Genomic DNA, 24,147 nt, shown 5'->3' on the forward strand with positions numbered 1-24,147 from the left:
TTTAGTGCATGACAAAGTCAATGATCATAGAAAAGTGGGGAAAAGCACATGGAGACTTTGCTGCTGTGGTTATTTTATATCTCATCGCTTTATGCGTTTATACCCGGCCTGATCACCAGGCTCTTCGGGTTTCGGGTTTTCCGGCGGGGGCTTAGCGACAGCAGGTTCGCCCTCACCTTCGATGACGGTCCCGACCCGGTCTATACTCCTCAATTGCTTGATTTGCTGAAACGGTATGATGCCAAGGCGACTTTCTTCGTGGTGGGCTCCAATGCCGAGAAGAACGTCGATCTCATTAAAAGAATGCATGAAGAAGGCCATTTGATTGGGATTCACAATTACATCCATAAAACCAATTGGCTGATGCGACCGGCCACCGTCAAGAGGCATATCCAGAAAACGAGCGGTATCATTCAGGCCGTTACGGGTGTTAAGTCCATTTACTATCGCCCGCCTTGGGGGATCGTGAACCTGTTCGATTTCGCCAAACGCGGCGACACCCAGATCGTTCTCTGGTCGGCGATGTTCAGCGATTGGCGGGTGCGGATCGGAGCGGACAAATTGACCCAACGGATGATGAAGAAACTGCGGGGCGGCGAGGTATTTCTGCTCCATGACTGCGGTTCGACATTAGGGGCAAACCGGGGAGCCCCTGGGGAAATGCTGATCGCCCTGGAGCGGGTCTTGATGGAGGCGGACCGGAAGGGTCTGAAAAGCGTGCGGATCGACGATTTGATCCATATCACCGAAACCGCCAAACTTGAAAAAAAGGGCGGTCCTGCTCCGGTTGATGGAGACAAGGCCGCCAGAAGCGGGGCCAAGCCGGCTTCACGCTCCAAAAAAATAGTGGTCTCGTTGTGGCTGCTTTGGGAAAAGGTGTTTCACCAACTGTTCCACTTACAATCCACCAATGAGGAGAATCCCCTTCTGCATTTCCGGATTCGGCCGTATCACGGGGAACCGGTTGAAATGAACGGGGGCGTCAAATTGAAAAGCGGGGACCGGATTATGGAACTGCACTTTGACAATAAGAGGCTTTATGAATTCGGCTCCCGTTCGAAATCGCCGGTCCAGCTCGCAATCAAAATGGTTCGCGGCATGGAGAAGGAACTGCCGAAGTTGGCGGATCATATCGCCAATCATCCGGATTTGCATGATGTCAAGGCATTGTATGGCGTCAGCATGATCAACAAGGGACCGGAGCAGTTCGGGTTTACGGTTACCGACCTCCCCAAAGGCTGGTTCGCCAGCTCGTCGCGGCTTTATCTCAAGTTTTTGCTGAGGGTCATCCATCCGGAGGGCGGGGCCCGATTGAAGCAGTCTGCCGAACATTTGGTTCCAAAACTCATCGTAATGCCTATCGATCATTTGGTCAGCCACTATATGCAGGATGATTCCAAACGAAAAATGAACGGCAATCCGGAGGTTGTTCCGGAAGAAGAACCGGTATTGAACGCCAGCGTGTCTTGCCCTTAAGGTCTTATCGCACTAATATGCCAAACATCTACAAAAAAAGCGCCCGCAGGAATTTCCTGCGGGCGCATGTTCTTTATAATGCGTCTGATTTAGATTTTCATAACACCGCCGGAGCTGGCGTTGGTCACGAGCTTGGAGTAACGGGCCAAGTACCCGGTCTTCACTTTCGGCTCGAAGCCCTTCCAGTTGGCGCGGCGGCGGGCAAGTTCTTCTTCGTCGACATGGAGCTCGATCTTCCGGTTGTTCAAATCGAGTTCGATGATATCTCCATCCTCGACAAAAGCGATCGGTCCGCCTTCGGCAGCCTCCGGTGAAATATGGCCGATACTGATACCGCGGGAAGCCCCCGAGAAACGGCCGTCCGTGATGAGGCCGACTTTGGCGCCCAGGCCCATTCCGACGATCTGGGAGGTAGGGGCCAGCATTTCCGGCATCCCCGGTCCGCCCTTAGGTCCTTCATAGCGGATAACGACCACGCAGCCTTCCTTCACTTTGCCGTTCGCGATGCCTTCCAGCGCTTGCTCCTGGGAGTCGAAGCAGATGGCCGGGCCTTTATGATAGCCGCCAACCGAAGGATCGACCGCTCCGACTTTGATGACGGAACCTTCCGGAGCCAAGTTGCCGTACAGAATAGCCAGACCGCCTTTCTCCGAATGCGGATTGTCGATCGGGCGGATGACGTTATGATCCAGGATTTCGGCACCCGCCACGTTCTCGGCAATGGTCTTCCCGGTTACCGTGATCCGGTCTCCGTAAATGGCGCCAGGTTTCTTCAACAGTTCGTTGAGCACGGCGCTTACGCCGCCGGCCCGGTGAACGTCCTCGATGAAAAGATCGGAAGCCGGTGCCAGCTTCGCGATGTGCGGCACCCGGTTGGCCACTTCGTTGATCCGCTCCAGCGGATAGTCGATGCCGGCTTCCTGGGCCAGCGCGAGGGTATGCAGCACCGTATTGGTGGAGCCGCCCATCGCCATGTCGAGCGCGAAGGCATTGTCGATCGACTCCTGCGTCACGATATCGCGCGGTTTAAGATCGAGCTTGATCAGTTCCATCAACTGGCGTGCGGATTGTCTGACGAATTCTTTGCGCTCTTCGGCTACGGCCAGAATCGTTCCGTTGCCCGGAAGAGCGAGCCCCAGCGCTTCGGCGAGGCAGTTCATGGAGTTCGCCGTGAACATGCCGGAGCAGGACCCGCAGGTCGGACAGCCGTATTGCTCAAGCTCGAGCAGATCGTCATCGCTGATCTGTCCGGCCTGGTGAGCGCCGACGCCTTCGAATACCGAGGTGAGCGAAAGCTTGCGTCCCTTGCTGTCGACCCCGGCTTTCATCGGCCCGCCGCTGACGAAGACGGTCGGAATGTTGACGCGGAGCGCACCCATCATCATTCCCGGCGTAATTTTATCGCAGTTCGGAATGCAGACCATGCCGTCGAACCAGTGCGCGGAAACGACGGTTTCCAGCGAATCGGCGATAATTTCCCGGCTCGGCAGGGAATAACGCATCCCGATATGGCCCATGGCGATCCCGTCGTCCACCCCGATCGTGTTGAATTCAAAAGGTACGCCGCCGGCTTCGCGGATCGCTTCCTTCACGATTTTGCCGAATTCCTGCAGATGGACATGGCCCGGAACGATATCGATATAAGAGTTGCAGACCGCGATGAACGGTTTGCCGAAATCTTCGTCCTTCACCCCTGCCGCCCGCAGCAAGCTGCGGTGAGGAGCGCGGTCGAAGCCCTTTTTAATCATGTCTGAACGCATTTTCTTTGCTGTCATGATGTTGGATCCCCCCACGTTTGAAATAATATAATAAAAAAAGATTTTGGAACTTTACACCGCTAAAGGTTTTCTTTAAAGTCTACCATATATAACCCGGTTTTTCTACCAACCAGAAAAAAGAAACCCCGGCGAGTACCGGGGCTTCCGTGGGAAGAAACGGCGGATGGCCGCTTCGTTATTTATTGCTATTATTGCGAGCTTCGCCGCCTTTGCGGCCGATTTCGCGGTAAAATTCCTTGTCGTGTTTTTCGGAAGTGGCTTCGCCGCCCTTTTGACCGATTTCTTGATAGAATTCACGGTCATGATTTCGGGAAGTGGCTTCGCCGCCTTTTTGACCGATCTCCTGATAGAATTCCTTACCGTGGTTTTTGGCGGTAGCTTGCCCCCCCAAACGGCCTGCTTCTTCACGGCTCATTTTTCTTTTCTCCTGTGCCATGCCAATCACTCCTTAGGTCGTTTTGATGTGGTGCTTCGTAACAGTTATTTACCACCGCAAGCTAGCTTGAAACCAGATTTAACATAAAAAAGAAAAAAAGGACTGATTTGGTCCTTTTTAACCACCATTCTCCATACTCCTCTAATCACTGGTGTTTGCCGACAGCCCTCAGGCCGCCGAAGGCTTTACGCTCCAAATTTAGTACCCATTGAACCGGAGGTTCAATCGCGAATGAGGTCCATTTTCGGATCAACGGCTGGCTGAGCAGAAGGGTCAGCCCGATGGCGGCCAAGATGACGGCCACTCCGGCAACGGCGCCCTCCAGCCGACCGTACAACGGCGATGCCGCAGCGATGCCGCAGCGATGCGGATGAGAAGGCCGTGAAGCAGAAAGACGTACAGCGTCCGGCGGCCGTAATCCGTCAGCGGACTCTCGCGCTTCGGCACTAAAGAGAGGAATACCGTACCGGCGGCCAGTTGCAGACCATACAAGGCCAGCCGATACAGGCCCGCATACCATTCTTCATGTTGAAGCTGCATATAAGTCATGTTCCCGTAGAGCCAGCCCGGGACCAGACGGTTTCCGCCGATGAGGATCACCGCGAACAGGCCGATGGACAGGGCGATTCCGGCCAGCCGCACATTGCGGGTGAGTTTCTTGTTCAAGGCTTCAAAGGAGAAATGGTAGCCTGCGATGAAAAACGGCAAAAAGACGAAGGTTCGCGAAACACTCAGCCAGGTGCCGTCCAGCGGCAGATAGCCGACCAGCAGCCCGAGGGTAACGGCCGCAGCGATCTGTTGACGCGGTGACCATTTGCGCATCGCCAGCAGCAGAAGCCGCCAACCCAGATGGCTGGCCAGAAACCAGAGCAGCAAATAGGGCGCAAAAAAGGAATGGTGGATGTCCGGGACATGAAAGACGGTCCGATCCAGCACCGAGTATAAGGATTGGAAGATGACGTACTGCAAGCCGATCTGCACCATGATTTTACGGCCGGCGGTTCCGGTCAGGTTGGACTTGGCAAAATACCCCGTCACAAAAACGAACAAGGGTATATGAAAGGTGAAGATCCATAAATACAGGACATGAAGTCCCTCCATTCGCGTAATCATCGGTTCAATGGCATTGCCGACAAAAACGCAGACGATGAGCAGAAAGCGCAAATTGAGAAAAAACGTCTCCCCTCTGGATTGGAGCTGATGTGCCGACATACGCAATCTCCTTCCTGCTGGTGTCAATCTGGTCGATCTATTAGAAGCGGCTAAACAACGAGAACACAAAAATTAAAAATTTAAAATAATGATTCCATAAATAAAATACGATGAATGACCTTAAATGCTTGTGATAATAATCACATTTGACAGCGCTGTCATCCATTGCTTTTGTGACCATCCGATGAAAACTCGGAGGCGGGAGACTTTGTCACCCGAACGTCGTCGGAGTACAATGTTTTTATAAGTTATCAAGGTTTAGTTCGTTTTTTGGGAAACTACTTGAAAAAAGACAGGGGGAGCTCCGTTGCCTGCGATCCGCATTCACGACCAAACGGTTCCTTGCCGGGGAATTCTGTTCGATAAGGATGGGACCTTGCTCGATTTCCTGCAGCTATGGGGGAATTGGGCGCAAACGCTAACCGAACTGCTCGTCGCCCATCTCGGGGTGCTCGGGGCGGAGCTGTCCGTTCCGAAACCGCGTTTGATCGGGCTGCAATACAACGCCGAGGGGCAGGTTATCGGATATGACAAGACCGGCCCGCTCGCGATGGGAACGGAGGAGGAGATGACGGCGCTGCTCGCCTGGCAGTTGTATGCGGCCGGCGTGCCGTGGAATGAAGCGCTGGTTCAGGTGAGGCAATTCAGCGTATCCGCGATGGTGGAGGTGGAGAAACACAGAAGCGCCCAGCCGATGCCCGGATTGAACGACTTTTTGAACTCGTGCGAACGAGCGGGCCTGCGGCTCGGCGTTGTCACGTCGGACACGACCTCCGAGGCGTTGAAGCATCTGGACTGGCTCGGCTTCCGCGACCGGTTCCAAAGCGTGGTCGGCCGGGACCGGGTAGCGAAGGGAAAGCCGGATCCGGAGATGGCTTTTCTCGCGATGCGGGAACTTGGAATCGCGCCGGAGGAATGCATCGTCATCGGAGACAGCAATGCCGATATGACGATGGGCAAGCAAGCCGGCGCCGCGCTTACCATCGGCATCGCGCCGGACGGCGGAGGCCCGGATTATTTGCTGGATGCCGATCGCATCATCTCCAGCTACCGCAGCCTGGAGGCGTATTGACGGCGGGGTTACGAACTTCTGTTACGGAGTTACCAGTAGTGCTGGTTATGGGACGGATTAGTAGGAAGAGCAAGGAGGAGAAGAACGAATGAAAGAAGAATCGCAAGCCAAAATCGCCATGTTAGCGGAATGGATCGCAGAGAGCGACAATATCGTCTTTTTCGGCGGGGCCGGGGTTTCTACCGAGAGTGGCATTCCGGATTTCCGCTCGGCGGCCGGAATCTATCAAATGGAGAAGGAATCGCCGTATTCCCCGGAGGAAATTTTGAGCCGTCCGTTTTTTAACCGGCATCCGGAAGTGTTTTTTGATTTTTATAAATCAAAAATGATCCACCGGGACGCGCAGCCCAACCAGGCTCATCTTTTTCTGGCGAATCTGGAGGCGGAAGGCAGACTAAAAGCCGTGGTCACACAAAATATCGACGGGCTCCATCAATCGGCCGGAAGCCGCCGCGTCCTTGAGCTGCACGGGTCCATTCACCGCAACTTCTGCATGGACTGCGGTAAGTTCCACTCGCTGGATGAAGTCATGGCCAGCCCGTCCGTCGTTCCCGCGTGTTCCGCTTGCGGCGGCATTGTTAAACCCGATGTCGTTCTGTACGGGGAAAACCTGAATGACCGGGTGATTACCGAAACGGTCCAAGCGCTGGCGGAGGCGGACTTGCTGCTGATCGGCGGCACCTCGCTGACCGTATACCCGGCCGCTTCGCTGATCGGCTATTTCGGGGGCCGCCGGATCGTGCTGCTCAACGCTTCGGCTACTTCATACGATGATCGTGCGGATTTGTTGATCGCCGAGCCGATCGGCGCCGTGATGGGGCGGGTCGCGGATCTGCTCGAGCGCTAGGCTTCCTCTGACGCCTAGCCGCCCGGCTGCCAACGCAGTGGGGGAATGGGAACTCACCGCTATCGCGCAGCTCTGCCATGCTCTGCGCTATGGCGCAGCTCTTCCGTGCTCCGCGCTATGGCGAAGCTCTTCTGTGCTCTGCGCTATGGCGAAGCTCTTCTGTGCTCTGCGCTAGCCTGTCTCGCCCTGCGCTAACCAGTCCGGTCCTGTCCGGGCTCAGGCCAAATTTCTAACGGAAACTATAGCCGCTATTTCGTCCAATCGGGCCTAATGAGAAATCTAACGGACGCAGTAGCTGCTATTTCAGCAAAATGGGGTCATTTTGGCGGGGAAGAGTCCAAATAGGCGCTACTAGTTCCGTTAGAATTCCAATAAGGTGAATATTCGCGAAATAGCCGCTATTATTTCCGTTAGCGCGGGACAGGCTTCGAAAGGGCAGGGCACAGCGAAAAAGTTTCATCGAAAAGGTTCTCGCCAGCTTTAGCTGTAAAGTCATCGCGCAGCTCTTCCGTGTTCTCCGCTATCGCGCAGTTCTGCCATGCTCTGCGCTATGGCGAAGCTCTTCTGTGCTCTGCGCTAGCCTGTCTCGCCCCGGCCAGTTCTGTCCGGTCCTGTCCGGGCTCAGGCCAAATTTCTAACGGAAACTATAGCCGCTATTTCGTCCAATCTGTCCTAATGAGAAATCTAACGGACGCAGTAGCTGCTATTTCAGCAAAATGGGGTCATTTTGGCGGGGAAGAGTCCAAATAGGCGCTACTAGTTCCGTTAGAATTCCAATAAGGCGAATATTCGCGAAATAGCCGCTATTATTTCCGTTAGCGCGGGGATCAGGCTTCGAAAGGGCAGGGCACAGCGAAAAAGTTTCATCGTAAAAGTTATCGCGCAGCTTTGCTGTAAAAGTCATCGCGCAGCTCTGCCATGCTCTACCGGCTGCGCCGAAAAGGATAAGCTGCGAGAAAACGGTTTCTTGCCAAAGCGGAAGGAACGAGCTATGATGTTTTTCAAAGAGAAACTCACTTCGGGAAGGATGGGAATAGCATGGTTTATACGGCAAGCGACGATCGTTATGAATCTATGAAATATAACCGGGTAGGCCGCTCGGGTCTGAAACTGCCGGCCATTTCGCTGGGGCTGTGGCATAACTTCGGCGGCGTCAATTCGTTTGAGAACGGCCGGGAAATGCTGCGCCGCGCATTTGATCTGGGCATCACGCATTTTGACCTCGCGAATAATTACGGGCCTCCTCCAGGATCTGCCGAGGAGATGTTCGGCCAGATGTTGAAGAAGGACTTCGCTCCTTACCGGGACGAACTGGTGATTTCGACGAAAGCGGGTTACTACATGTGGCCGGGGCCTTACGGTGAATGGGGTTCCCGCAAATATTTGATCTCCAGCCTGGATCAGAGCCTGAAACGGATGGGACTGGATTATGTGGATATTTTCTATTCCCACAGACCGGATCCGGAGACTCCGCTGGAGGAGACCATGATGGCGCTGGATCAGATCGTGCGGTCGGGGAAAGCGCTGTACGTCGGTATTTCCAGTTATTCGGCCGAGCAGACCGCGGAAGCGTGCCGCATTCTGAAAGAATTGGGCACACCGCTGTTAATCCACCAGCCGAGCTACTCGATGCTGGAGCGCTGGATCGAGAACGGACTCCAGGATGTGCTGGATGAGAACGGCGTCGGCAGCATCGCCTTCTGTCCGTTGGCTCAAGGGCTGCTGACGAACAAATATCTGAACGGCATTCCGGAGGACTCCCGGGCGAAGAGCTCCACGGGCTTCCTCAAGGAAGAGCAGATCACGCCGGAAACGCTGCGCAAAGTAAGGGCATTGAATCAAATGGCCGCGGCCCGCGGGCAAAGTCTTGCGCAATTTGCCCTCGCTTGGGTGCTTCGCGGAGGCCGGGTCACTTCCGCCCTGATCGGGGCCAGCCGGGTGGGCCAAATCGAGGAGAACGTTCAGGCGTTGAACAAGCTGGACTTTACCGAGGAAGAGCTGTCCCGGATCGAGACGATTCTGAATACGAACGGGGATCATTAATTGAGGGCGTAGGGCCGAGATTCGATTCGCTCGGTTCACTCGATCTCTTCGAACACGCGATCTACTCGATCTACTCGATCTCTTCGATTCACTCGGTCCACCCGATCCCTTCGGTCCACCCGGTCGAAATTAAGCTACGGGAGCACCCCCATCCTCCAGCCGGTTTACGGAGAGGTGGGGGTGATTTTGTTGTGCGGCCCGCCGGGGGCGTTCTTCCTGTACTCGCTCGGTGATTCCCCGTGAAAACGCCGGAATTGGCGGGAAAAATACAGCGCGTCCGCCATGCCCACGGAGGCGGCGATTTGCTCGATCGACAGCTCGGGGCGTTCGCGGAGCAACTGCCGGGATTTGTCGATCCGCAGCTTCAGCAAATAGGTCACGGGAGACAGCCCGGTTTCCTTCTTGAATATGCGGGACAAATAGGCGCGGTTATATCCTAAACTTGCGCACATCTGCTCGATCGACATGGGGTGCGCGTATTGGCTGGACATATAATGAATCATTTGCTTGACGATGCGCTGGACCCCGGTTTCGCCCGCCGGAAGACCGGATTCCAGCACGAGTTTCTCCTCCGCTTCGGCCATGATCAAATACAGGCAGCCGAGCGAGGCGAGATGGGAGCTCGGCTTCTTGCTGCGGAACGCCTGCAGCACGGATTCCAGCAGCAGCGGAATCCGGCTCGCCTCGCCCGAGCGGAAGACCGGAAGCTTGGGGGTAAAGCCTGCGCGCGCGATCAGCGATTGCGCTTTTTCGCCGGAAAAGGCGATCCAACGGTAGCCCCAGGGATCGTCATTATCCGAGGCGTAGCTTACCAACTGGTCGGGCTGGATGAGAAAGCAGTCGCCCTGGCTGAGATCGTAGTGGGCGAATTCCGTCCGGAAGCTCCCTTTTCCGCGTTCGACAAAATGCAGAAGATAATAATCGTATACCTTGGGGCCCAGGCGGTGCTCGGCCATCGTCTGGCTTTCGCCGGCAAAAAGCACATAGAGGCCATGCATTTCGCTCGTTTCCGGGTTGGCCGCGGCACTGTAAGTTTTCTCGGGCATCGAAACACTCCTCTCGGCTCAGGTCACATATGTCCATATTATTCTCGCATAGTTGCATTATCAAAAACAAGCGTTTTCTTTATACTAGGTACAAGAAGTTAAGATTCCATGAAGATGGGGTGCAGGCGAATGAAAAAGCAGGAAATGGAACAATTGTTTATATCGCGTTGCGGAGGGAGCGACGAGGGTGTACGTATCTTTAACGCGCCCGGACGCGTCAACCTGATCGGCGAGCATATCGATTATAACGGAGGCTATGTGCTCCCGGCCGCCCTGGAGTTCGGAACGACGCTGGCCGTCCGGAAGAGAGCCGACCAAAAAGTGACATTTGCATCAAGTAATTTGCCTTATACGGCGGAAATCGGACTGGACGATCTGGGCAAAGAGAAAACCGGCGAATGGGTGGATTATCCGATCGGGGTGATCGTGGAACTCGGCAAGAAGGGAATTCGTTTAACGAGCGGCTATGACTTATTCTTCCACGGGGAAATCCCTAACGGCGCCGGCTTGTCTTCCTCGGCCTCGATCGAGGTGGTGACCGCATACGCGCTGTTGTCCATGGAAGGCCAACCGACGGATAAGGTGGAGATCGCCGTGCTGTCCCAAAAAGCGGAAAACCAGTACGTGGGGGTTAACAGCGGCATTATGGACCAATTCGCCGTTTCGAACGGCGCGCGGGATCATGCGATCCTGCTGATGTGCGACACGCTCGAATATAAGCTGGTTCCGTTCCGGACCGGAGCTTACAAGCTGATTATCGGCAATACGAACAAACGAAGAGGGCTGGTGGATTCCGCTTATAACGAGCGTCGTGAACAATGCGATGCCGCCTTGCGCATCGTCCAGCAGGAGGAGCCGGAAATTCAGTATCTCGCTCATTTGAAGCCGGAACGCTTCGAAGAGCTTCGCGACAGTTTCGCGGACGAAGTGTTGTTGAAACGGGCGAAGCATGTCGTGGAGGAGAACGCCCGCGTATTGCAATCGGTGGACGCGCTCAGCGCCAACGACCTGACGGCATTCGGCAAGCTGATGAACGATTCCCATGACTCGCTTCGCGATCTTTACGAAGTAAGCTGCGAAGAGCTGGACGTGATGGTGGAAGAAGCCCGGAAAATCGAAGGCACCTTAGGCTCGCGGATGACGGGGGCAGGCTTCGGGGGATGTACGGTTTCCCTGGTGCATGAGGATGCGGTGGAGCGGTTTGTTCAGGAAGTCGGAGCGGCTTATCTGGAGCGTACGGGTCTTAAAGGCGATTTCTATGTATGCGGCGTCGGCAACGGCGTTCATGAGATGAAGGGAGAGGTTTAATATGGCGATCCTGGTAACGGGCGGAGCGGGATATATCGGTTCTCATACGGTGGCGGAGCTGCTGGATCAAGGCAAAGAGGTTGTGGTGATCGACAACCTGCTGACCGGCCATAAGGAGGCGCTGCTCGGCGGAAAATTTTACGAGGGCGACCTGCGCGACAAAGCGCTGCTTGCCAAGCTGTTTGCGGAGAACGACATCGAAGCGGTCATTCATTTTGCCGCCAGTTCCCTGGTCGGGGAAAGCATGAAAGACCCGGTAAAATATTTCGATAACAACGTTTACGGAACCTTGTGTCTGCTCGAAGCGATGGACCAGGCCGGCGTGCGCAGCATCGTGTTCTCGTCGACGGCGGCGACGTATGGCGAGCCGGACAAGGTGCCGATCGAAGAGACCGATGCGACCCACCCGGCCAATGTTTACGGGGAAACGAAGCTGACGATGGAACGGATGATGGCCTGGTTTGACCAGGTTCTGGGCATCAAATACGTGTCCCTGCGTTATTTCAATGCCGCCGGCGCGCACGAAAGCGGCAAGATCGGCGAGGATCACCGGCCGGAAAGCCACTTGATCCCGTTGATTCTGCAAACCGCGCTGGGACAGCGTCCATCCATCCAGGTGTTCGGCGACGACTACAATACGCCGGACGGAACCTGCGTCCGCGATTATATCCACGTGAGCGATTTGGCGGATGCGCATCTTCGCGCGGTCGATCACCTGATGAAGGGCGGCGACAGCGAGGTTTTCAATCTGGGGAACGGTCAAGGCTTCTCGGTCAAAGAGGTCATCGCCAAGGTCAAGGAAGTGACCGGCCGCGATTTCCCGGTGGTCGTCAGCCCGCGTCGCGAGGGAGATCCCGCCGTGCTGATCGCCTCCTCGGACAAGGCCAGATCGGTGCTCGGCTGGCAGCCGAAGCGCAACAAGCTCGATGATATTATCCGCAGCGCCTGGGAATGGCATCTACATCACCCCGACGGCTACGGCGACAAATAAGGAGTGAGGAACTGTGGAAGCTGAAGTGATGCAAAGACAGGATGCGCAATATGCGATCGAACGGCTGATCCACTATGCCCTGGAGCAAGGCATGATCGACTGGTACGATCTGGACTATTCTCGGAACCGGCTGCTGGAGCTGTTCGGCTTCGACGAACCTTTCGCCGGGAAAATCGAGGAAGAGCCGCTTGCGGGGCCGCAGGAGCCGCTTAACAAGCTGATCGATTACGGTCTTGCCATCGGTCTGATCCCCGAGGACAGCGATACCTACCGAGATTTGCTGGACGCCCGCATCATGGGCCTGTTGATGCCGCGCCCTTCGGAGACGATTGCGCAGTTCCGTCAAACGGCGGAGAGCCGGGGCATTCAAGCGGCCACGGACGAGTTTTACAAATTGTCGGTAACGAGCAATTATATCCGGATGGATCGCGTGGCGCAAAATATTTACTGGACTCAGCCCACCGGCTTCGGCGATATGGAGATTACGATCAATCTGTCCAAACCGGAGAAAAATCCGAAGGAAATCGCCATGGCCAAGCTGCTTCCGCCGCCGGTTTATCCGAAATGCCAGCTGTGCCGGGAGAACGTCGGCTATGCGGGACGGCTCAACCATCCGGCCCGGCAGAACCTGCGGGTGATTCCGCTCGAGCTGAACGGCGAGCCGTGGCTGTTCCAATATTCGCCGTACGTGTATTATAACGAGCACTGTATCGTCTTCCATCACGATCACGTACCGATGAAGCTCACCAAGGAGACGTTCAAACGGCTGCTTGATTTCACGGGGCGTTTCCCGCATTATTTCATCGGTTCGAATGCGGATCTGCCGATCGTCGGCGGCTCGATTCTGACGCATGACCATTTCCAGGGCGGCCGGCACACGTTCCCGCTGGAGAAGGCTCCGATCGTGGCTTCGTTCCGCCATCCGGGCTTTGCCGGCGTAACGGCGAGCCTGGTCCATTGGCCGATGTCGGTGCTGCGGTTGAGCGCAGAGGATCCGGCCGTGCTGCTGGAGGCGGCGGACGACCTGTACGAGAAATGGAAGGCGTATAGCGATCCGGCGGCGGATATTCTCGCCTTCAGTGAAAGCGACGGTTCCCGGGTTCCGCACAATACCGTCACGCCGATCGTCCGCCGCAGTGCGGACGGCGGCTACGAGATGGATATCGTGCTGCGCAACAACCGAACGAACGAGGAACACCCGGAAGGGATATTCCACCCTCATCGGGAGATGCACCATATCAAGAAAGAGAACATCGGCTTGATTGAGGTGATGGGACTGGCGATTTTGCCGGGACGCCTGAAACAGGAACTGGCCGATATCGCCGGGATCTTGAGCGGGGATAACGAAATTCGGGAGCGGGCGTTTTCCACAGATGGAGTCGATCCGCTATCCGTGCACGCTTCTTGGATCGGCGAGCTGATCGAACGCCATGGGACGAAACTCGAACCGGAACAAGCGGAAGCGTTGCTGCGGGAAGAGGTCGGCGGCAAGTTTGCGGAAATTTTGGGCCATGCCGGCGTGTTCAAGGTGAGCGAAGAAGGCCGGGAAGCTTTCCGTCGCTTTATCCGGTCGGCGGGCTACCTGGAATAGGTGTACATGGTCGGTTATAATCGCGGACTGCAAAGGATGGTTTGCCTTTGCAGTCCGCTTTTTTCATTCCCACTGATGGAAGACGTCCCTGTGCGGTATGCTATAATAATGATTTAGCCAAAGGGGGTGCGTTCAATTATTGAGAGTATGGAATGGCTGTTTTCGGGGCCGTCCGAAGGCGTAAAATGGCGGGACATTTTGATTTCGTTCGGCATTTTGGCGGGGACTTTGTTTCTGGCCAAGCCGTTAAGCCGGGCTCTTTTCTATCTGGTCGAACGCCGATTTCATCCCGAGGAGAGCCATATCGACTGGTCGAAATCGTTTCGGAAACCCGTTCAATTTATTCTGCTGATCACGGGAACTTATATCGCCGCCTATTATCTGATGCACGGTCATCCCGCCTTGATGTATTGGATTAACCGGTCATTCCGATCCCTCGGGATTATCGCCGCGGGTTGGGGGCTTTACAGGGTCTCGGCTTCCTCCTCGGTGTTGCTGGAGGGCATGAGCCGTAAAATCGGTCTTGACGAGTCCAGCATGCTGATTCCTTTTTTGTCCAAAGTGGTCCGGTTTGTCGTCATACTGCTTATCATTATCGCGGTTGGGACGGAGTGGGGCTTTAACATCAACGGGCTGGCCGCCGGCCTGGGATTGGGAAGCCTTGCCGTCGCTTTGGCGGCCAAGGAAACGCTCGGCAATATATTGGGCGGGATCGTTATTATAGCGGAAAAGCCGTTTTCGCGCGGGGACTGGATCATGACGCCGACGGTGGAAGGAATTGTGGAAGACATTACCTTCCGCAGTTCCAGAATACGGACGTTCGCCGATTCGCTGGTCACGGTGCCTAACGCAACGCTGGCGGATCAGCCGATTACGAATTGGAGCAGGATGGGCAAACGCAGGGTGACCTTTACGTTGAACGCAGCGCTGGAGTCGGACCGCACCGGCCTGGAGAACGCTGTAAAGCGACTGGAAGACATGCTGAGAAGCGATCCCGACATTGATCCTCAGATGATTATGGTCAGGTTCACCGAATTTCGGGAAAGCAGTCTTGGCATTTTCTTTTATTATTTCACCAAGTCCACGGTATGGGCCGAGCATCTGGCGGTACGGCAGCGGATAAATCTGGCGATCCTGCGGATTTTGGAAGAAGAAGGAGTACGTCTCGCCTATCCGACCCAGCGCATATTCACGGCCGAAGAGGAGAAGCAGGCCGTATTTACATACGGCGAATCTTGATCCAAGCGTTTGTTTTAACGCCTGAAACGGCAGTATAATCAGAGTGTTATGCTGCATTTAAATTCAAACTAGGAGGGCGTCGAAACATGGAGCGTTTTCAATTTCATAATCCGACCAAGCTGATCTTCGGCAAGGACCAATTGCCTGCCTTGAAGGAGGAAGTCCCGCGTTACGGCCGTAAGGTTTTGCTTGTCTACGGGGGCGGAAGCATCAAGCGGAGCGGTCTCTATGACAGAGTGATGGCGCTGCTTCAGGAAATCGGTGCGGAAGTGACCGAGCTTTCGGGGGTGGAGCCGAATCCGCGTCTGTCCACGGTGCATCGCGGCGTGGAGCTGTGCAAGAGCAAGGGAATCGAATTGGTGCTGGCCGTGGGCGGCGGAAGTGTGCTGGACTGCTCGAAGGCGATTGCGGTAGGCGCGAAATATGACGGCGACATGTGGGATTTTGCGGAGCGAAAAGCCGCACCTCAGGCTGCGCTGCCATTGGGAACGGTGCTGACGATGGCGGCGACCGGTTCGGAAATGAACGGAAGTTCGGTCATCTCCAACGAAGCGACCCAGGAAAAGCTCGGTTGGGGCAGCAAACTCGCTTATCCCGCTTTTTCGATTCTGGAGCCGGAAAACACGGTAACGCTGCCGAAGGATCAGACCGTCTACGGCATGGTGGATATTATGTCTCATGTGTTTGAACATTACTTTCACAAAGAGACGAATACTCCGGTGCAAGACGGCTTCTGCGAGACGATTCTTCGCACGGTGATCGAAACGGCTCCGAAGCTGATCGCCGATCTGGAAAATACCGAACATCGCGCAACGATTCTGTACTGCGGCACGATGGCGCTGAACGGCGTACTTAACATGGGACTGTCCGGGGATTGGGCGACCCACAATATCGAGCACGCGGTGTCCGCGGTTTACGATATCCCGCATGGCGGCGGGTTGGCTATTCTGTTCCCGAACTGGATGAAGCATGTGATGCATCACGACCTTGCCCGCTTCAAACGGCTGGCGATCAACGTGTTCGATGTGGATCCGGCGGGAAAAAGCGATCAGGCCATCGCCGAAGAAGGTATCGACCGGCTTCGCGCGTTCTGGAATTCCATCGGGGCGCCGAGCCGGCTTGCCGACTATTCCATCGATGACAGTAAGCTGGAACTGATGGCCGACAAAGCGGTCCGCTTCGGACCGTTCGGTAATTTTGCCCGCCTTGAAAAACAGGATGTACTGGAGATTTACAAACGGTCTCTGTAGCTGGAATAAACCTTTTAGCGCCTCTCTTGGATTTCCAAGGGAGGCGTTTTTCTGTAAAAGGAAGGAAAAAAACTGCAACATTGTCGAATATAAAACGTAACCACATACATAGGGATTTGAGTTATAGCTGAACAAAAGGGGGGGATGAATTGGAGGTTTTGTTCTGGAGCTGTTTTGTAGGCGGTGCGCTCTTCGCCTTAATCAGTACAATCCTGGGCGATTTGGTCGGAAGCTGGCTGGAAGGGATGTTTGACGCCTTCTCCGCGGATTTTCTGAAACCGGTGGTTACGGCTTCGGCGGTCACGACCTTCGGCGGCGCGGGGATTCTGCTCGACCGCTACACGGGAATGGGGAATGCCGGGGTTATAATTATGGCTGTTCTCATCGCAATCGCCTTATCCGCACTGATTTACTTCGCCTACGTGAAACCGATGGAAAACAGCGAAAACTCAATCGGCTACTCTCATACCGAACTTCCCGGCAAGCTGGGGGAGGTCACCGTGCCGATCCCGTCCAAGGGGTACGGCGAGATTATGGTGAAGTTCGTTTCCGGCAATACGCTGCATACGGCGGCAAGTTGGGACCACCGCGATATCCCCGCGGGAACCCTGGTGGTTGTTGTCGATGCGAAGGACGGCGTCGTCCACGTATCGGAGTTCGAAGAACACAATCTAACACGAGGAGATGATGTGATTGGAAAACATGCCTGATTTTTTGTTGATCCCCGGAATTGTGATTGCCGTCATAATTATTCTTGGCCTGGCCTTCTGGGCTCGTTACAAAACGGTCAGTCCGGATGAGGCTATGATCGTGACCGGTTCCTTTTTGGGGAACAAGAATATTTCCGAGGATGAGTCCGGCAGGAAAATCAAAATCGTACGCGGCGGCGGGGCGTTCATCTGGCCGATTTTTCAAAAGGCCGAGTTTATGTCGCTCCTGTCCCACAAGCTCGATGTAATGACGCCCGAGGTCTATACGGAGCAAGGGGTTCCGGTGTCCGCGGACGGCGTCGCCATCATTAAAGTCGGCAGTTCCGTGGAGGATGTCGCCACCGCGGCCGAACAGTTTATGGGTAAGCCGATTGAATCTTTGAAGGGCGAAGCCCAGGAAGTCCTCGAAGGACATCTTCGCTCCATTCTCGGCTCCATGACGGTGGAGGAAGTGTACCGGAACCGGGATAAATTCGCCCAGGAGGTTCAGGGCGTAGCGGCGAGAGATTTGAAGAAGATGGGCCTGCAAATCGTTTCGTTCACGATCAAGGATGTGCGGGATAAGCACGGATATCTGGAAGCGCTCGGGAAGCCGCGAATTGCCGCGGTTAAGCGAGATGCCGAGATCGCCGAGGCGGAAGCGATGCGGGATGCCCGCATTCAGAAGGCCCTGGCTGAGGAGTCGGGCCAGAAGGCGGAACTGCTGCGGGACACGAATATCGCAGAGGCTTCAAAGGAGAAAGAGCTGAAGGTGGCTTCGTTTAAAAAGGAACAGGACACCGCCAAGGCGGAAGCCGATCAGGCTTATCACATTCAGGAAGCCCGGGCGAAGCAGACGATGGTCGAGGAGCAGATGAAGGTCGAATTGGTCCGGAAGGAGCGCGAAATCGATCTCCAGGACAAGGAAATCGTCGTGCGTCAAAAGCAATATGACGCTGAAGTGAAGAAGAAGGCGGACGCCGACCGCTATGCCGTAGAGCAGGCCGCCGAAGCGGAAAAGGCGCGGAAGATGCGGGAAGCGGACGCGCTCCAATACTCCATCGAGACGCAGGCCAAAGCTTCCGCGGAGCAAAAGCGCCTCGAGGGCTTGGCGATCGCCGATGCGGAGCGCGCGAAAGGGACGGCGGACGCCGAGATTATCCGGCTCCGCGGTCTGGCCGAGGCGGAAGCCAAGGAGAAGCTGGCGGAGGCGTTCCAAAAATTCGGCGAAGCGGCCATTTTGGACATCGTGGTCAAAATGCTGCCTGAGCTCGCCGGCAAAATCGCCGCACCGATTTCCACGATCGATAAACTTACGGTCGTCGATACCGGTAAGGGCGAAGGTGCCGCCCGGGTCAGCAACTATGTTACCGAGCTGATGGCGACCGCGCCGGAAATGCTGAAGAGCGTGTCCGGCATCGAGCTGGATCGGTTGATTCAAAGTTTGACCCAGGGCAAGGCGGTTCCGGCGGCTGCTAGCGCCGCCGCCAAAGCCCAAGCCCCGGCCGCGGCCCCGGCGGGCAAATCCTCCGTTCTGTTGGAGAGCGCGGCGGCATCGCAAGAGACCCCTTAACCGGCAGAAAACGGTCTGGTAAGGAGGCTGTTTTGGTAAGGAGGACGATTTTAAACAATGCGCGAGTTGCGAGCGAAGTGACGCTTGCAGCCCGCGCTTTTTTTGCTAACGAGTCAAATTCAGGCCAACGGAAGAAAAATCATGTTTCATACTTCACCCGTTTTAAGTTACAATGTTACATGCTGACCCGGCGGATGGCCTCCGCCGCGTGGACGCATCCGGCACTCGCAGCCCTATAAAGTCTGGCACGGTGAAGAGCCGTCGATTATAATAGGCGTAATAAGCATTCCGGAATACAAACGATGCAAGGAAAATGAGGTGCAATCGTGAGCAGCATACAAGTGGCCAAAGCGCTGAACAATAACGTCATTATTGCCCATCATCCCGAACATGGCGAAGTGGTCGTGATCGGTAAAGGCATAGGGTTTAACCGGAAGACGGGGGACGCGATCCCTCTGGAAGCGGTAGAGAAGATGTTTATTTTGACCAGCCGGTACGAGCAGGAGCAATACAAACAGCTTGTTCCACACGTCGATGAGCAGTTGATCGAAATTATCGGCGAAATTGTTACGTATATTTCCAGGAAGACCCAAACGGAGCTGAACGAGCATATACATATTGCCCTTACGGATCACCTTGCTTTTGCTATCAAAAGAGCGGAGCAAGACCTGGCGTTCCACAACCCTTTTCTCTATGAAACAAAGGAAATCTATCCGGTGGAATACGAGCTGGCGGAATATGCGATTCGTTTGATTCATCAGAATCTGGGGGTCGATTTGGGCGAGGACGAGATCGGTTTTGTAGCGCTTCATATCAATAGCGCGATGACCAACCGTCATATCAGCGAAGTACGCGGACACACCCAGTTGATCGCCGACCTGGTGGATGTCGTGGAATCCGAGCTGAAGTTTACGATTTTGAGGAACACGCTGGATTATTCCCGGCTGCTGACGCATTTGCGTTTCGCCATCGAACGGATTCGCCGGGGAGAGCAGGTCGGTGAGGTCGAGAAACTCGACGGTCTGCTCAAACAGGAGTATCCGGTACTGTACGGGGTGGCCGAGAAACTGACCCTGATGATGGAACAAAGGCTGAATCAGCCGGTTTACCGGGCCGAAGTGAGCTATCTGACCATGCATTTGCACCGGGTGGCCCCTCCCCATATTAAATAATGGGTTGCATGACCGAATAGGGTCTGCTATAATTCTTTGCGGTAAACAACAACATACTTCATGACAACGTGTTACTGATTCGATCAGGCATGAGTTGATAAAAGTTTTTTTGATTGTATCGCCGGATTGCGGGGTATTATAACCGTGATTACGGTAATTGCGATTAATTAACTTTCATTGGCTCATGCTTTTTTGTTGTCTGAACCTTTAAGAATGAGGTGGGAGGTTACTTATGTTCAAGAAGTTTTTCGGCGTTTTACAGCGTGTCGGTAAGGCGCTTATGCTCCCTGTGGCCCTGCTTCCTGCCGCGGGACTGCTTCTTGGGATCGGCAACATGCTGGTAAGTCCGGAGTTTCTGGAACATGTTCCGGTCTTGGAAAATCCGACGGTACACGCTATTGCCACGGTCATGATGAACGCGGGCCAAATCGTCTTTACCAATCTCGCGCTTCTGTTTGCGGTCGGGGTAGCGGTCGGCTTGGCCGGCGGAGAAGGCGTCGCGGGCTTGGCCGCCATCATTGGTTACCTCGTCATGAACGTGACGATGGGAACCGTGATCGGCGTTGTTCCGTCCATGATCGGAACCAATCCGGCTTACGCGAATGTGCTGGGAATTCCGACGCTGGCCACGGGCGTGTTCGGCGGGATTATCGTCGGGGTTTTGGCCGCCAGCATGTACAACCGGTTCTTTAAAATCGAACTGCCTTCTTATTTAGGCTTTTTCGCCGGTAAGCGCTTTGTGCCGATCATGACCGCGGCGACATCCGTCCTGCTCGGGCTGCTGATGGTGGTCATATGGCCGCCGATCCAATCGGGACTAAACTCGGCGTCCCATTTCATGCTTGAGCAAAACCGCACGCTGTCGGCGTTCATTTTCGGGATTGTGGAGCGTGCGCTCATTCCGTTCGGTCTGCACCATATCTTTTATTCGCCGTTCTGGTTCGAGTTTGGAGAATACGTGAACAAAGCGGGCCAACTCGTTCGCGGCGACCAACAAATCTTCATGGCGCAGCTCCGTGACGGCGTTGACTTTACGGCCGGTACGTTCATGACCGGTAAATTCCCGTTCATGATGTTTGGTCTGCCGGCGGCCGCACTGGCGATCTATCACGAAGCCAAGCCCGAGCACAAAAAGTATGTGGCCGGGATCATGGGCTCCGCAGCCCTGACTTCGTTCCTCACCGGGATTACCGAGCCGCTGGAATTCTCGTTCCTGTTTGTGGCTCCCGTCCTGTTCGCGGTACACTGCGTATTTGCGGGCCTGTCCTTCATGGTGATGCAAATCCTCGGCGTGAAAATCGGGATGACGTTCTCCGGCGGGTTGATCGACTATTTGATCTTTGGCGTCATTCCGGGTCGGACTCCTTGGTGGTATGTGATCATCGTCGGTCTGATTCTCGCCGTGATCTACTACTTCGGTTTCCGCTTTGTCATCCGGAAGTTTAACTTGAAGACGCCGGGACGGGAAGAAGCGGCGCCGGAAGGCGAAGGAGAAGCCGGAAAAGGTCCGGCGGTGAAGCAGGACGAGCTTCCGCATAACATTTTGGCGGCGCTCGGAGGCGGAAGCAACATCGCCCACCTGGATGCCTGCATTACCCGCCTGCGGGTAGAGGTGAAGGATAAGGCCGATGTCGACAAGGATCGGCTGAAAAAATTGGGCGCTTCGGGCGTGCTCGAGGTCGGCAACAACATTCAGGCGATATTCGGGACCCGATCCGATACCATTAAATCGCAGATTGCGGACATCATGAGCGGCCGGACGCCGGCGATTTCAACGAAGCCGGATGTCGCCGCGGAGGCCGCGCCAAAAGCGGCCGAAGTCGAGCAGCAAGCCGCCAAGGACGGCGATGCGATCATCAATGAGGATATCGTGATGCCGGTAAACGGGGAACTGCTGGATATAACCCAGGTGCCGGACCCCGTGTTCTCCGAAAAGATGACGGGCGACGGTTTCGCCGTGCTTCCGGCGGACGGCAACATCTGTTCACCGGTATACGGCAAAGTGTTTAACGTATTCCCAAGCAAGCACGCGATCGGCATCATGTCCGACGGCGGTAAAGAAGTGCTCGTTCACATTGGAGTCAATACGGTGAAACTCAAAGGGCAGGGCTTCAAGGTGCTTGTCAATGAGGGCGATCTGGTCGCGGCCGGTCAGCCGATTATGGAGGTCGATCTCGCTTATGTGAAAGAGCATGCGCCTTCCATCATTTCGCCGATTATTTTCTCGAATCTTCCCGAAGGAGCCGCGGTTACTTTGAAGAAAAGCGGTGCCCTGAAAAAAGGCGAAGGCGATATTATCGACATCCGCTAATTTGACAATTTGCCGAGGAAATTGGATTTTGGTACTACAGATCCCTTACAATAAGGGTGAATTCATAATAAGAAAGCGAGTGTATTCAACATGGAAAAAAGATTCAGAATTACTGACGAAGACGGTATCCACGCTCGTCCGGCAACGGCATTGGTCAACACGGCTAATAAATTCAAAGACGCGGAAGCTTTTGCTGAAGCTAACGGTAAAAAAGTGACGTTAAAATCGATCCTGGGCGTTCTTTCCCTCGGTTTGGAAAAAGGCGATAACATCACTTTAATCGTGGAAGGCGACAGTGCCGCGGAAGCTCTTCAAGCGCTCACGGATGTGATGGTTAACGAAGGGTTAGGCGAAATTGATGCTTAAGATCGACGGCATCGCCGCATCCGCGGGAATCGCGATCGCTGCCGCTTTTAAGCTGGAGCATCCCGATTATACGGTGAAGCGCAAAAACGCTGAGGATCCGGCCGCAGAGCTTGCTCGTTTGGAGCAGGCTCTGGCCACTTCCCAGCAGGAGCTCGAAGCGATTAAAGAGCGCACGCTGCAGGAGCTTGGCGCCAAAAAGGCGGAAATTTTCGAATCCCATCTGTTAATTCTGAACGACCCGGAGCTGCTTACGCCGGTGCGCGATAAAATCGCCGAGGAGAAAGTTTCGGCGGAATACGCGCTGGACGAAACAGCCAAACAGTTCATCAGCATGTTTGAAAACATGAAGAGCGCGTATTTGCAAGAACGCGCCGCCGATATGCGCGACGTGACGAAACGCGTGCTCACCCATCTGCTGGGATTGAAATACGTCAATCCCGCGGAGATCGGCGAAGAAGTGATCGTCATCGCCGAGGATTTGACCCCGTCGGATACGGCCCAACTGAACCGGAAGTATGTAAAGGGCTTTACGACGAACATCGGGGGCAGAACCTCCCACTCGGCCATCATGGCCCGTTCTTTGGAAATTCCGGCCGTCGTCGGAACGAAGGACGTTTTGTCCCGGGTGGAAGCCGGGGATACCGTGATTGTCGACGGTTTGGGCGGGACGGTTATCGTCAACCCTGCGCCTGAAGTGCTGGAGGAGTATAAGGTCAAGCGCGACCAATATCTCCGGCAAATCGAGGAGTGGAAGAAGCTTCGCGAGGTTCCGACCGTGTCCAAGGACGGCGTCCATGTGGAACTGGCCGCCAATATCGGGACACCGAACGATGTCGCCGGGGTACTGGAGAACGGTGGCGAAGGCGTCGGTCTGTACCGGACCGAGTTTTTGTACATGGGCCGAACCGAACTGCCGTCCGAGGACGTCCAGTTCAATGCCTACAAGACGGTGCTGGAGAAGATGGAAGGCAAACCGGTCGTCGTCCGCACCCTGGACATCGGCGGCGATAAGGAGCTGCCTTATCTGGATCTTCCCAAGGAAATGAATCCGTTCCTGGGCTTCCGGGCGGTTCGTCTGTGCCTGGACCGCAAGGATATTTTCCGCACTCAGCTGCGGGCCCTGCTGCGCGCCAGCACTTACGGCAATTTGCGGATCATGTTCCCGATGATCGCCACGCTGGACGAATTCCGTCAGGCGAAGGCGCTGCTTCTGGAAGAAAAGCAAAAGCTGGTATCGGAAGGCGTTGCCGTATCCGACGAAATCCAATTGGGGATCATGGTGGAAATTCCATCGACGGCTGTTCTCGCCGACCAGTTTGCCAAAGAAGTGGATTTCTTCAGCATCGGAACCAACGACCTGATTCAGTACACGATGGCGGCCGACCGGATGAACGAACGGGTATCCTATCTGTATCAGCCTTACAATCCGGCGATTCTCCGTCTGGTCAAAATGGTAATCGACGCGGCGCACAGAGAAGGACGCTGGGCCGGGATGTGCGGCGAAATGGCCGGGGATGCCACGGCGATCCCGCTGTTGCTCGGACTTGGGCTTGACGAATTCAGCATGAGCGCGACCTCGATTCTGCCTGCCCGTTCGCAAATTGCGAAGCTTTCCAAGGCGGAGATGAAATCTTTGGCCGAGCAGGCTCTGCAAATGCAAACCGCGGAGCAAGTCGTCGAACTGGTACGCGGTATCGGCGAATAATCATCGATTTTATTTGCATCTTTTCCAACATTTTTGTGGGTT

The 24,147-nt window shown here is 55.1% G+C and carries 20 protein-coding genes; 15 read left to right on the forward strand and 5 right to left on the reverse strand.

The features are described 5' to 3' along the window. The first annotated feature begins 48 nt into the window (after positions 1–48). Positions 49–1,476: a polysaccharide deacetylase family protein gene (locus FRY98_RS08245; protein ID WP_148451299.1), complete on the forward strand. Its 1,428-nt coding sequence runs from the start codon at positions 49–51 to the stop codon at positions 1,474–1,476. Between the two features lie 89 nt (positions 1,477–1,565). On the opposite strand, the gene ilvD is transcribed toward FRY98_RS08245, so the two are convergent. The 4 genes from ilvD to FRY98_RS08260 form a co-directional block, all read right to left on the reverse strand. Continuing rightward, the gene (gene ilvD, locus FRY98_RS08250; RefSeq protein ID WP_148451300.1) at positions 1,566–3,251 is read right to left on the reverse strand and encodes a dihydroxy-acid dehydratase; all 1,686 of its coding nucleotides are present in this window, start codon (positions 3,249–3,251) and stop codon (positions 1,566–1,568) included. 178 nt (positions 3,252–3,429) lie between these two features. Further along, positions 3,430–3,690 carry a KGG domain-containing protein gene (locus FRY98_RS08255; RefSeq protein ID WP_148451301.1) on the reverse strand — a complete coding sequence of 87 codons (261 nt, stop codon included), beginning with the start codon at positions 3,688–3,690 and terminating at the stop codon, positions 3,430–3,432. A 145-nt stretch (positions 3,691–3,835) separates the two neighbouring features. Continuing rightward, complete coding sequence (locus FRY98_RS28900) at positions 3,836–3,994, reverse strand: hypothetical protein (protein WP_249043372.1); 159 nt, start codon at positions 3,992–3,994, stop codon at positions 3,836–3,838. Continuing rightward, on the reverse strand, positions 3,964–4,902 hold the full coding sequence (locus FRY98_RS08260) for an acyltransferase family protein (protein WP_249043373.1): 939 nt from the start codon (positions 4,900–4,902) through the stop codon (positions 3,964–3,966). Before FRY98_RS08260 ends, FRY98_RS28900 begins: the two co-directional genes overlap by 31 nt. 307 nt (positions 4,903–5,209) lie before the next feature. Here FRY98_RS08260 and FRY98_RS08265 point away from each other — a divergent pair, with 307 nt between their 5' ends. From FRY98_RS08265 to mgrA, 3 genes are all read left to right on the forward strand, one after another. After that, on the forward strand, positions 5,210–5,974 hold the full coding sequence (locus FRY98_RS08265; protein WP_148451302.1) for an HAD family hydrolase: 765 nt from the start codon (positions 5,210–5,212) through the stop codon (positions 5,972–5,974). A gap of 88 nt (positions 5,975–6,062) precedes the next feature. Then, entirely contained in the window at positions 6,063–6,821 is a 759-nt protein-coding gene (locus tag FRY98_RS08270; RefSeq protein WP_148451303.1) for an NAD-dependent protein deacylase, read from the forward strand. A 1,038-nt stretch (positions 6,822–7,859) separates the two neighbouring features. Beyond that, positions 7,860–8,864 carry an L-glyceraldehyde 3-phosphate reductase gene (gene mgrA, locus FRY98_RS08275; protein WP_148451304.1) on the forward strand — a complete coding sequence of 335 codons (1,005 nt, stop codon included), beginning with the start codon at positions 7,860–7,862 and terminating at the stop codon, positions 8,862–8,864. Between the two features lie 164 nt (positions 8,865–9,028). On the opposite strand, the gene FRY98_RS08280 is transcribed toward mgrA, so the two are convergent. Next, positions 9,029–9,910, reverse strand: coding sequence for an AraC family transcriptional regulator (locus FRY98_RS08280; RefSeq protein WP_148451305.1), 882 nt, complete (start codon positions 9,908–9,910; stop codon positions 9,029–9,031). Positions 9,911–10,039: 129 nt separating this feature from the next. On the opposite strand from FRY98_RS08280, the gene FRY98_RS08285 reads away from it, so the two are divergent. From FRY98_RS08285 to ptsP, 11 genes are all read left to right on the forward strand, one after another. Continuing rightward, positions 10,040–11,218: a galactokinase gene (locus FRY98_RS08285; RefSeq protein WP_148451306.1), complete on the forward strand. Its 1,179-nt coding sequence runs from the start codon at positions 10,040–10,042 to the stop codon at positions 11,216–11,218. A gap of 1 nt (position 11,219) precedes the next feature. Next, complete coding sequence (gene galE / locus FRY98_RS08290; RefSeq protein ID WP_148451307.1) at positions 11,220–12,209, forward strand: UDP-glucose 4-epimerase GalE; 990 nt, start codon at positions 11,220–11,222, stop codon at positions 12,207–12,209. 28 nt (positions 12,210–12,237) lie between these two features. Then, on the forward strand, positions 12,238–13,800 hold the full coding sequence (locus tag FRY98_RS08295; protein WP_148452590.1) for a UDP-glucose--hexose-1-phosphate uridylyltransferase: 1,563 nt from the start codon (positions 12,238–12,240) through the stop codon (positions 13,798–13,800). A gap of 147 nt (positions 13,801–13,947) precedes the next feature. Next, a complete protein-coding gene (locus tag FRY98_RS08300; RefSeq protein WP_148452592.1) occupies positions 13,948–15,039 on the forward strand; it encodes a mechanosensitive ion channel family protein in 1,092 nt (363 codons plus the stop codon). A gap of 86 nt (positions 15,040–15,125) precedes the next feature. Then, the gene (locus tag FRY98_RS08305; protein ID WP_148451308.1) at positions 15,126–16,289 is read left to right on the forward strand and encodes an iron-containing alcohol dehydrogenase; all 1,164 of its coding nucleotides are present in this window, start codon (positions 15,126–15,128) and stop codon (positions 16,287–16,289) included. A 149-nt stretch (positions 16,290–16,438) separates the two neighbouring features. Next, positions 16,439–16,999 (forward strand): NfeD family membrane protein, encoded by a 561-nt coding sequence (locus FRY98_RS08310; protein ID WP_148451309.1) that lies wholly within the window; start codon positions 16,439–16,441, stop codon positions 16,997–16,999. Next, on the forward strand, positions 16,992–18,551 hold the full coding sequence (locus FRY98_RS08315; RefSeq protein WP_148452594.1) for a flotillin family protein: 1,560 nt from the start codon (positions 16,992–16,994) through the stop codon (positions 18,549–18,551). Before FRY98_RS08310 ends, FRY98_RS08315 begins: the two co-directional genes overlap by 8 nt. 326 nt (positions 18,552–18,877) lie before the next feature. Beyond that, the gene (gene glcT / locus FRY98_RS08320; protein ID WP_148451310.1) at positions 18,878–19,723 is read left to right on the forward strand and encodes a glucose PTS transporter transcription antiterminator GlcT; all 846 of its coding nucleotides are present in this window, start codon (positions 18,878–18,880) and stop codon (positions 19,721–19,723) included. Between the two features lie 232 nt (positions 19,724–19,955). Continuing rightward, the gene (ptsG, locus tag FRY98_RS08325; RefSeq protein WP_148451311.1) at positions 19,956–22,034 is read left to right on the forward strand and encodes a glucose-specific PTS transporter subunit IIBC; all 2,079 of its coding nucleotides are present in this window, start codon (positions 19,956–19,958) and stop codon (positions 22,032–22,034) included. Between the two features lie 90 nt (positions 22,035–22,124). After that, positions 22,125–22,400, forward strand: a complete 276-nt coding sequence (locus FRY98_RS08330; RefSeq protein WP_148451312.1) for an HPr family phosphocarrier protein — start codon at positions 22,125–22,127, stop codon at positions 22,398–22,400. Continuing rightward, complete coding sequence (gene ptsP, locus FRY98_RS08335) at positions 22,393–24,105, forward strand: phosphoenolpyruvate--protein phosphotransferase (RefSeq protein ID WP_148451313.1); 1,713 nt, start codon at positions 22,393–22,395, stop codon at positions 24,103–24,105. The genes FRY98_RS08330 and ptsP overlap by 8 nt, the downstream gene beginning before the upstream one ends. Positions 24,106–24,147 lie beyond the last annotated feature (42 nt).

The sequence above is a fragment of the Paenibacillus faecis genome (assembly GCF_008084145.1).
Lineage (GTDB): Bacteria > Bacillota > Bacilli > Paenibacillales > Paenibacillaceae > Fontibacillus > Fontibacillus faecis.

Bases quoted from the DNA above. Each gene is read 5' to 3' on its own strand.
- FRY98_RS08260 (WP_249043373.1), bottom strand. From the start codon at position 4,902: ATGTCGGCACATCAGCTCCAATCCAGAGGGGAGACGTTTTTTCTCAAT.
- FRY98_RS08330 (WP_148451312.1), top strand. From the start codon at position 22,125: ATGGAAAAAAGATTCAGAATTACTGACGAAGACGGTATCCACGCTCGT.
- ptsG (WP_148451311.1), top strand. From the start codon at position 19,956: ATGTTCAAGAAGTTTTTCGGCGTTTTACAGCGTGTCGGTAAGGCGCTT.
- FRY98_RS08280 (WP_148451305.1), bottom strand. From the start codon at position 9,910: ATGCCCGAGAAAACTTACAGTGCCGCGGCCAACCCGGAAACGAGCGAA.
- FRY98_RS08295 (WP_148452590.1), top strand. From the start codon at position 12,238: ATGCAAAGACAGGATGCGCAATATGCGATCGAACGGCTGATCCACTAT.
- FRY98_RS08245 (WP_148451299.1), top strand. From the start codon at position 49: ATGGAGACTTTGCTGCTGTGGTTATTTTATATCTCATCGCTTTATGCG.
- ptsP (WP_148451313.1), top strand. From the start codon at position 22,393: ATGCTTAAGATCGACGGCATCGCCGCATCCGCGGGAATCGCGATCGCT.
- ilvD (WP_148451300.1), bottom strand. From the start codon at position 3,251: ATGACAGCAAAGAAAATGCGTTCAGACATGATTAAAAAGGGCTTCGAC.
- FRY98_RS08305 (WP_148451308.1), top strand. From the start codon at position 15,126: ATGGAGCGTTTTCAATTTCATAATCCGACCAAGCTGATCTTCGGCAAG.
- FRY98_RS08315 (WP_148452594.1), top strand. From the start codon at position 16,992: ATGCCTGATTTTTTGTTGATCCCCGGAATTGTGATTGCCGTCATAATT.
- FRY98_RS08285 (WP_148451306.1), top strand. From the start codon at position 10,040: ATGAAAAAGCAGGAAATGGAACAATTGTTTATATCGCGTTGCGGAGGG.
- FRY98_RS08270 (WP_148451303.1), top strand. From the start codon at position 6,063: ATGAAAGAAGAATCGCAAGCCAAAATCGCCATGTTAGCGGAATGGATC.
- FRY98_RS08300 (WP_148452592.1), top strand. From the start codon at position 13,948: ATGGAATGGCTGTTTTCGGGGCCGTCCGAAGGCGTAAAATGGCGGGAC.
- galE (WP_148451307.1), top strand. From the start codon at position 11,220: ATGGCGATCCTGGTAACGGGCGGAGCGGGATATATCGGTTCTCATACG.
- FRY98_RS08255 (WP_148451301.1), bottom strand. From the start codon at position 3,690: ATGGCACAGGAGAAAAGAAAAATGAGCCGTGAAGAAGCAGGCCGTTTG.
- mgrA (WP_148451304.1), top strand. From the start codon at position 7,860: ATGGTTTATACGGCAAGCGACGATCGTTATGAATCTATGAAATATAAC.